Origin of the sequence: Veillonella montpellierensis, from assembly GCF_947090115.1 — a bacterium.
In the GTDB taxonomy this organism is placed as follows: domain Bacteria; phylum Bacillota; class Negativicutes; order Veillonellales; family Veillonellaceae; genus Veillonella; species Veillonella montpellierensis.
In genome coordinates, this window is the sequence record NZ_CAMUMS010000020.1 from 1 (window position 1) to 8,740 (window position 8,740).

The 8,740-nt window shown below is 36.7% G+C and carries 9 protein-coding genes; 1 reads left to right on the forward strand and 8 read right to left on the reverse strand.

What is annotated here, in order from left to right:
* Positions 1 to 156 precede the first annotated feature (156 nt).
* The 6 genes from P6940_RS08025 to P6940_RS08050 form a co-directional block, all read right to left on the reverse strand.
* Positions 157 to 408 (reverse strand): hypothetical protein, encoded by a 252-nt coding sequence (locus tag P6940_RS08025; protein WP_277293732.1) that lies wholly within the window; start codon positions 406 to 408, stop codon positions 157 to 159.
* 28 nt (positions 409 to 436) lie between these two features.
* Positions 437 to 685, reverse strand: coding sequence for a hypothetical protein (locus P6940_RS08030; protein WP_277293733.1), 249 nt, complete (start codon positions 683 to 685; stop codon positions 437 to 439).
* 59 nt (positions 686 to 744) lie between these two features.
* Complete coding sequence (locus P6940_RS08035; RefSeq protein ID WP_277293734.1) at positions 745 to 1,089, reverse strand: hypothetical protein; 345 nt, start codon at positions 1,087 to 1,089, stop codon at positions 745 to 747.
* Positions 1,090 to 1,158: 69 nt separating this feature from the next.
* Positions 1,159 to 1,464, reverse strand: coding sequence for a hypothetical protein (locus P6940_RS08040; RefSeq protein ID WP_277293735.1), 306 nt, complete (start codon positions 1,462 to 1,464; stop codon positions 1,159 to 1,161).
* A 374-nt stretch (positions 1,465 to 1,838) separates the two neighbouring features.
* A complete protein-coding gene (locus P6940_RS08045; protein WP_051212118.1) occupies positions 1,839 to 3,107 on the reverse strand; it encodes an MFS transporter in 1,269 nt (422 codons plus the stop codon).
* A 43-nt stretch (positions 3,108 to 3,150) separates the two neighbouring features.
* Entirely contained in the window at positions 3,151 to 5,337 is a 2,187-nt protein-coding gene (locus tag P6940_RS08050) for a heavy metal translocating P-type ATPase (RefSeq protein ID WP_277293736.1), read from the reverse strand.
* 280 nt (positions 5,338 to 5,617) lie between these two features.
* Between P6940_RS08050 and P6940_RS08055 the strand changes: the two genes are divergently transcribed.
* The gene (locus P6940_RS08055) at positions 5,618 to 6,292 is read left to right on the forward strand and encodes a YigZ family protein (protein ID WP_052076937.1); all 675 of its coding nucleotides are present in this window, start codon (positions 5,618 to 5,620) and stop codon (positions 6,290 to 6,292) included.
* A gap of 255 nt (positions 6,293 to 6,547) precedes the next feature.
* On the opposite strand, the gene panB is transcribed toward P6940_RS08055, so the two are convergent.
* Together panB and P6940_RS08065 are read right to left on the reverse strand one after the other, a co-directional pair.
* Positions 6,548 to 7,375 (reverse strand): 3-methyl-2-oxobutanoate hydroxymethyltransferase, encoded by an 828-nt coding sequence (gene panB / locus P6940_RS08060; protein WP_277293737.1) that lies wholly within the window; start codon positions 7,373 to 7,375, stop codon positions 6,548 to 6,550.
* The gene (locus P6940_RS08065) at positions 7,329 to 8,306 is read right to left on the reverse strand and encodes a Rossmann-like and DUF2520 domain-containing protein (RefSeq protein WP_028257734.1); all 978 of its coding nucleotides are present in this window, start codon (positions 8,304 to 8,306) and stop codon (positions 7,329 to 7,331) included. Before P6940_RS08065 ends, panB begins: the two co-directional genes overlap by 47 nt.
* Positions 8,307 to 8,740: the final 434 nt, after the last annotated feature.

An 8,740-nucleotide genomic window follows, 5' to 3' on the forward strand; every position in this document is an offset into this window, starting at 1 on the left:
TTAATAGAATTGTAGATTTGGATACTGTTCAATTTCATATTGCAATTTAAGAATATCTAAATATATATTGCTCTCTAAAAATTCTTTTATAGTTTCCATCATCATATCCCCTCACAAATTCTAATTTTCTTCTCACAATAAACTGGAATTATCACTTTAGTACTTAAGTATATAAAATCCCCATACATTACTACTAAATTCACCAGCAGCAAATTTATGAAGTTCATCGTTAATATACACAACATAAATAGGAAACCTACATCTCTGATGATATAGTGGTTCCGTTACTGATACGTATTCCCCTGTTTCATGCCAGTCATACTCAAAAATATTTGTATCAAACAGAATTACATTCCCTTCTACACCTGCAATTTCAAATTGCCATGTCATTTGTTTGTATCTTTTCAATTTTATTCACTCCTCTTAAAACTGGGATTTATTTGCGATGAGATTGCATTCTTTCTATATCTTCTGCATATTCTAAAAGCTTAACAATTAGTGGATTATCAAGCTCCCATTGGTCAATTATATATCTTGGATAAGAAAGTACATATGTAGGGTTTTTTTCTAATTGCTTAAGTTCAAGTAAAATTTGTTTAAGATTATTAATTCTCCATTCATCCAAATCCATCATGTTATTTTTTATCTCATTTTGTACAAGTTCCTGTATTTCTTTATTTTTCATTAAGTCCTCTAAATTTAAATTTTTATAACCCAATAGTCCCTTAATCCTCGTATCTAAATTTATAATATCCCATTTGGTATATTTAATTCTTCATAACACATAATCAATTTATCAAACCATTCATCTCTATAATTTAAAATAATACTATCGAAAATTAAACCGAAATCATCAGAAACATAGGCTGCTAAATCGTCTGAATTTGAGTTCTCATACACTATTAAATAAGCTGATTCTCTGATGTGCGTATTGTCAGTTATTTTTACACTATTTTTTAATGCTTTAATTTCATCAAATACTCTGATCCATTCGCTATCAAAGGTTGTGTTATCTCTTCCGGTCAAGACCTCATCAAGATTAAGATTTTCATAATTTATTTTTCTTAAATTATTTATCAACTGTTCCATTTTAATACCTATACTCAAATTCTAATTTGTTTCCATCTCACAATAAACTGGAATTTGTTAGTCAATATATTACGCCAGTAAATATTTATCAATAAGTTCTGCCAAAACATTTGTGTTTATAATTTCATCATTTAATAAATCGTCATATTCATTTTCTAATTCATCTTGCAGCTCCATAATCCAATCTATATGTTCCTTTGAACAAGCATAATTTTGATGGATAAAATAGTACTCAGCTAAAAGGCAATGTGCTTGAACAAGCGATACAATATCGTCATTCATTTCAATAACCTTTTTCATGCTACAAACAGCACCATCTATATCACCCTTTTTTAACTGCATAAAGGCTTTATTTATATATAATTCAGATTTCATATTTTTTCCCCTTGTAAACCAATATTTCTTTTCCCACTTTATCGGTTGTCGAAATCTTAACTCCACAAGAATGACAGGCAGGTATTTAATACCGTTGAAAAACAAAACCCGCCTCTACCAAATTCTGACCACTCTCGTACTTTTTTACCACTCTGCCCGTCACCGCATTTTACCTTCATTATTCATTCAAAAGATAACCCTACTCAGATATCACACCTTCATCGATCCGCGTCATTAATGCTACGCATTCCACGTGTTTCGAAAGGCTTATTGGATACGTTCGTGATGTAGATGGCAATGTTTCAACTACTAGTTTTTCTGATTTTTCTCCCATCATATGTATCACCTTCTCTAGTTACGATACCCTATTTCTATCATAATTCAATGCGATGCACGCGTCCCATAAGCACCACATACGCCAAAATTCCTGCTAATGCTACACAAGATACGTAGGCTAAGGCTATATGAAAGCCACCACCAAATTCTAGAATACACCCGATCACCAATGGTGATGTGGCACTACCTAGATTAGCCACAAAGTTCAATAATCCACCAGCAATACCAATTGCTTCTTTAGGGGCTATATCAGATAATAGAGCGCCACTAACAGCTGATGCCATGGCTTGGCCGAAAAAGGACACCGCCATACAAATAATCACGCCCGTTATAGACTCTATATAGTTAGCTCCCATGATTAGCATGGATAATAAAAAGCCTACGATGATGGGCAATTTACGAGCCACCGTTTTAGAGTGACCGCGGCGCAATAAATAATCTGACCAAACGCCACCCAATAGAGAACCTACAATGGCCATCATAAATGGCAACATAGAATAGACGCCAGTTTTTAAAATCGTCAATCCTCGTTCGGCAATTAAATAAGAGGGAAACCACGTTAAAAAGAAAAATAAAGTGGTCATAATGGAAAATTGACCAATGCACATCCCTAGTAGCAACCGCTTCTTACATAATGAAAGTGCTATCCTAACTGATTGTATCGATTCTGCATTAGTAGATCTTACAGCACCGCCCCAGCGGATATAACGCAATTCTTTTTCATTCGCCTGTGTATCTTCCCATGGTTCTCGGTAATAGCGATACCAAATAATGGCCACTACTAATCCCAATAATCCAGTGATGATAAAAATCATATGCCAACTAAAAGTTACTAATATCCAAGATAATACGGGTGCCAATAACCCCAATGCTAAATACTCTGTCGCCGTATACGCACCTACTGCTTTTGCTCGTTCTTTATCAGGAAACCACGATGCTACACATTTAATATTCGACGGTATAATGGGGGCTTCGAATATGCCCAATAAAATCCTAGCTCCCATCAATGTAGATAGTTTAGATAAAAAGCCCATCAATAATGTGGAAAAAGACCATCCAATAATCGCTATGGTCATCAAAATACGAGGGCCCACTTTGTCTAATATCATACCTGCCAGGGGCAAACAAAATGCATAGGACCAAGCAAATGCGGAAAACAATAGGCCCATCATAGCATGATTAATACCTAATGATGTTTGCATAACGGGAGCGGCTACTGCTAAATTTCCTCGATCTAAATAGTTAATGCCTATAACGAGACATAGTAGTAGCAACATGAACCATCGTCGTTTTGTTATTTTTCTCATTCTATTCATCTCATCATTCTATCCATACTAGTATTCTATAAGATTATACTTTCGCATATTTTAATCGTATTGCATTGCTCACTACGGTGACAGAACTAAATGCCATGGCAGTACCTGCTATCATAGGATTTAATATACCGAATGCCGCTAAAGGAATACCAATACAATTAAAAATCAGTGCCCAAAACAAGTTTTCTTTAATATTCTTCATTGTTTTACGACTAATCTGTATAGCTTGTTCTAGGGCATGTAAATCATTACGCACTAGTACAATATCAGCTGCTTCTAAAGCAATATCCGTACCACTACCAATAGCAAAGCCTATATTTGCAGTCGCTAAGGCCGGTGCATCATTAATACCATCGCCGACCATACCAACTCGTTTCCCCTCTGTTTGTAGTGCTAGCACTTTACTTGCCTTATCCTGTGGCAAGACTTCGGCCATAACATGAGAAATACCTGCTTGATCAGCAATATACTTGGCTGTACGTCGATTATCCCCCGTCAACATCCATACTTCAACACCTGATGCTTCCAATCGCTCTATAACCTCACGTGCCTCTGGTCGTAATACATCTTCTACTACCCACAAAGCAATCATCACACCATCTATCGCCATCAAAGAAACAGATGATCCTTGCTTTTCATAGTCATAGACTGTATTTTCTATGTTGTTTAATTGATAGCCTTGCTCCTTCATCCATCGCATATGACCGATTTGTACTCGTTGATTATCAATCACTCCTTCTACACCCTTACCTGGTACATCTATAAAATGATTGACCCTAATAGTAGTCCTATCAAGCCTATGCCCTCTTTCTTTTCCAAAACGCACCATAGCATTCGCAATAGGATGCGAGGTTTGACTTTCTAAGGCCATCATATATGCCATTGTATCTACTGATGTTGACGATAGGAGCTCATAGTCCGTAACTTGTAATGAACCTTGTGTTAATGTACCCGTTTTATCAAGTATCATCGCATCTAAGGTACCTGCTGTTTCAAGAAATTCGGCACTTTTAATTAAAATGCCATGGGTAGCGCCTAATCCAGTACCTACCATGATAGAAGTAGGAGTAGCTAATCCCAATGCACAAGGACAAGCTATAACGAGAACTGATACAGCCGCAATGAGAGCAGTATTCACCGAACTACCTACGCCATAATACCAAATCAATCCTACAACAACTGAAATGCTAATAACGGCGGGCACAAAATACGAGGCTACGATATCGGCGATTCGTTGCACCGAGGCCTTCGACGTTTGTGCTTCCTCCACAATCTTAATAATTTGCGATAACATCGTATCAAGCCCAATTTTATTGGCCTTCATCGTGAAAGCTCCGGTTACATTTATCGTACCACCAATAACAGTATGGTCCCTCTCTTTTTCTACAGGCATACTTTCACCAGTTAACATAGATTCATCCACTGTTGAACGCCCCTCTGTTATCATTCCATCAACTGGTATTTTTTCACCTGCTCGCACCTGCAAAGTATCGCCTACAACAACTTGATTTGTCGGAATATCTACCCATTGGTTGTCTCGCCACACATGTGCTATGGCAGGCTGTAGGGCTACTAATTTTTGCAAAGCTTCTGATGTACGGCCTTTGGCTATTTCTTCTAATAATTTACCCAACAAAATAAAAGTAATCAACCATGCTGTTGTTTCAAAATATAATTGAGGTATATGACATAACCAATTATAAATACTATAAAAATAAGCTACTGATGTACCTAATACGACAAGTACATCCATCGTTAAAGAACCACTTTTAATAGCACTCCAAGCGCCTTTAAAAAAGACAGATCCTGATCCCCACAATGCAATACTTGCCAACATCCATTCTACCCAAGCTGGTAACATAGACGTACGAAATAGCATGTGTAATACCATTGAGCCCATTAACAAACTAGCACAACATGCAGCCACAACCAATCGAATGATTTGTGATCGATAATTGGTGGGCGTAATGTTATAACTTGAACTATCCGATTCAGAGGCCTCAAATCCAATCTCAGTAATAGCATGAATAACATCCTCTGGTTGTGTCATCGTATCATCTGAAAAAGTAACCGTTCCTTTTTTTGTCAATAAATTAACTGTTACATCTTCTATTCCATCTAATCGGCTAACCACCGTTTCTACACGTTTTACACAGGCAGCACAGTGCATACCTATAATATTGAATTCTCGTTTCACGATTATATCCTCTCTATATATCATATATCTACTAGCATTTCATATATCTATAATACACATGACGCTAACTATACTATTCAAATAAGATTTATTCACTATATAGTAATGAACACTTAGTTTTATATACCTAATCATGCCCACTATATTGTGAATGAAAATCAATTAATGTACTACTAGCATATACTCTCTAAAAATAGTTGTCAATTATCATACGAGGCTTAAAATCCCTCTAGTCTATATCATCAACAGTCACTATACATGGTATAATACATGTAGATAAACGAGGAGGATGATAGTGAAAGCCATGTCAACACAACAAACTACACACACTAATCGCAAAACACAAGCAACGGATTATATTTCCATTGCTCACGAATATCAATATGAATATACCATAGAAAAATCTAGATTTATTGCTACCTTGGTCCCTTGTCAAACAGAAAAAGATGCACAAGTGGCTATCAAAAGACTTGCTAAACACTATTGGGATGCTCGTCATAACTGTAGTGCCTATGCAATTGGACCCTGTCAAGAACAACAGCGGTCATCTGACGATGGAGAACCTTCTGGCACAGCAGGTAAACCTATGTTAGAGGTACTAAAAAAAACAGAAATCACCAATGTAGCCGTCGTAGTGACACGCTATTTTGGCGGTATTAAATTAGGTGCTGGCGGTTTAATTCGGGCCTATTCTCATACGGTAGCAGAAGCGATTCGCCAAGCGCCTAAAGAATTGCATACAAAACGAGAAAAAATAGAGGCTTCTATTACGTATACATACTTAGGAACTACAGAACGCTATTTACAAGATCATGATTATACATACCATAAAGATTTTACAGATACCGTACAACTAACCATATATATCGCTCCCCATGACTATGAGAAAGTCACTGATGATCTTATGAATATCACAAATGGCACCGTTACAATAACTCATCTAGGCAATACAGAGGCTATAGTACCTATTAAGGACTGATGCACCATTATGTATATCATAACCATCCTCGCATCACTATATCGTCATATGACTCTCATTCTACTCTAGCCATATGACAATATAACGAATTTCTCTTAGACCATACTTGCATCGATGTATATAATTTGCAGTAAATACAGCTAAAAAGCACAGTATGCTTTCATAGTTCATATAATGCACATAATTATATGAAGTGGAACATATAGTGTTCAAGAATCAACGGTTCCACCCCATCTTATAGTTCGACACTGTCCATTAATATAACTTATCCAATACATCATCACTTATAGCAAAGGTATGTTCCACACCAGGATATTGACCTGTTTCTACTTGTTTTTTATATTCGATAAACGCATCCACCATCCTATCGCCTATATGGTCAAAGTATTTTACAAATTTAGGCGTAAATTCCGTAAACATACCTAATAAATCTTGATATACCAAAACTTGCCCATCTGTATCCGCTCCGGCACCAATACCAATAGTCGGTATTGTCAGTACTTCTGTAATTCGTTTTGCTAATAGGGCTGGTACACATTCTAATACAATTGCAGCAGCTCCTGCTTGCTCAATTGCCTTTGCATCATCAATCATCTTTTGCGCTGCTTTTACTGTTTTTCCTTGTACTTTAAATCCGCCTAGCATATGAATCGATTGAGGTGTTAAACCAATATGACCTACTACTGGAATAGAGGCTTTTGTAATCGCTTCTATTTGAGGACACATATGAGATCCGCCCTCTAATTTCACTGCATCACAATGACCTTCTTTCATTAGACGGCCCGCATTAACTACTGCATCATATACAGAAGATTGATAGGACATAAATGGCATATCTGCTACAACAAAAGCACTAGTAACGCCTCTTGTAACCGCCCTCGTATGATGAATCATATCTTCCATAGTAACCGATAAGGTATCATCATAGCCTAGTATAACCATGCCCAGTGAGTCTCCTACCAATATGGTCTGAATACCCGCTTTATCAACTAATTGTGCCGTAGAATAGTCATAAGCTGTTAGCATAGTGATTTTTTTACCCTCTCTCTTTTGTTGTTGTAGTGTTTGTACTGTGTGTTTCATCAAGTATACTCCTTAATTGTGAATAATCTCGAGTGATATGTTTCTTCTCTGCTATGGCAATCAAAATCTTGGATAAGGATTGATACATAGACAAACTATCATAAGCATGTGCAGTTTTTAGTGTATTTCTGCTAACATCATTAGAATCTCGTTTCTCCATACAGTCCTTAGGAAGCAAATGCAACTGTTGATCATAATGTCGTAGTGCTTCTATATGAGAAAGAATCGTCTTACTGTCATTTCTTTCAATCGGCCCTGTCATGGCTTCTATAGATCCATATTCAGCTATCCGTTGTGCATTATCTATAAATAACTGATGTAATGCTTGTTGCGCTGTTTCGGAACTAAAATGACAGGCTTCTAACAACTGTGTAGATACATAATATAAACTATTGACTAAGTTACTTCCTATCGTAGCAGCTGCATGATATAAACTTTTATCTGCCCTATCTATCCATTGATACGGATTTCCTAGCGTTTGTAATAACTGATCAATTGCATATTTTTGACTTACATCTCCTTCTACTGTAAAAAATGCATTGTTCAATCCTTGCCACGATGTTGCTTTATCACTCATCGCATATAAAGGATGTATCGAATAGGTATAAGCACCATATAAATGAGCATTAAAAAAAGCGGTCGATGGCATCGAACCGCTACAGTGGCATATATATTTATTTTTTATCGGTACATGTTGCATCAAATCCCATACATCAATAATACTATCATCAGGTACAGTTAGTACAAGTAAATCACAAGCATTCACTATATCTGAAAGCGAAGAAAAATAGGCACTCTTTGTAAAAACAGCTGCCCATTGTGCAGAAATTATATGCTGACTATAATATCCTACTACTGTAAGACCTTTCTCAGTCATATATTTCCCCAAAGAACAACCAACTTTTCCAGCGCCAATAAATCCAATATTCATAGGCAAGCCCCCTTTGTAGGACTTGTATCATCTACCGATATCTTCTCATAGAAGTGTAAAATAAATCATATATGGTACAGTTTCATTTCGAATACTATCCACTTTCATTATACGTATTTAACAAAATATTACAACTAAAAATCTAGTCTAGCAATCATAGTCCTTTCATAACTGCTCATATCTAATCGTATATAATAAACCATCTTCATCACAAAGAACATAGTGACGCCGGAAACTTAGCGTGAGCATTCCCCAATACAAAAAGGATTCTACATCAAGTAAGATCCTTCGTTCTGGTGACCCAGGAGGGATACGTAAGCAACTTAGGTCTCTAGGAACGCAGTGACGCTGAGACCTTAGTGCGTCGATCCCTCAACACAAAAAGGATCCTACATCAAGTAAGATCCTTCGTTCTCTGGTGACCCAGGAGGGAT

Coding starts and splice junctions, on each gene's coding strand:
- panB (WP_277293737.1), bottom strand. CDS start 7,375: ATGAAACACACAGTACAAACACTACAACAACAAAAGAGAGAGGGTAAA.
- P6940_RS08065 (WP_028257734.1), bottom strand. CDS start 8,306: ATGAATATTGGATTTATTGGCGCTGGAAAAGTTGGTTGTTCTTTGGGG.
- P6940_RS08040 (WP_277293735.1), bottom strand. CDS start 1,464: ATGAAATCTGAATTATATATAAATAAAGCCTTTATGCAGTTAAAAAAG.
- P6940_RS08050 (WP_277293736.1), bottom strand. CDS start 5,337: ATGATATATAGAGAGGATATAATCGTGAAACGAGAATTCAATATTATA.
- P6940_RS08035 (WP_277293734.1), bottom strand. CDS start 1,089: ATGGAACAGTTGATAAATAATTTAAGAAAAATAAATTATGAAAATCTT.
- P6940_RS08030 (WP_277293733.1), bottom strand. CDS start 685: ATGAAAAATAAAGAAATACAGGAACTTGTACAAAATGAGATAAAAAAT.
- P6940_RS08055 (WP_052076937.1), top strand. CDS start 5,618: ATGTCAACACAACAAACTACACACACTAATCGCAAAACACAAGCAACG.
- P6940_RS08045 (WP_051212118.1), bottom strand. CDS start 3,107: ATGAGAAAAATAACAAAACGACGATGGTTCATGTTGCTACTACTATGT.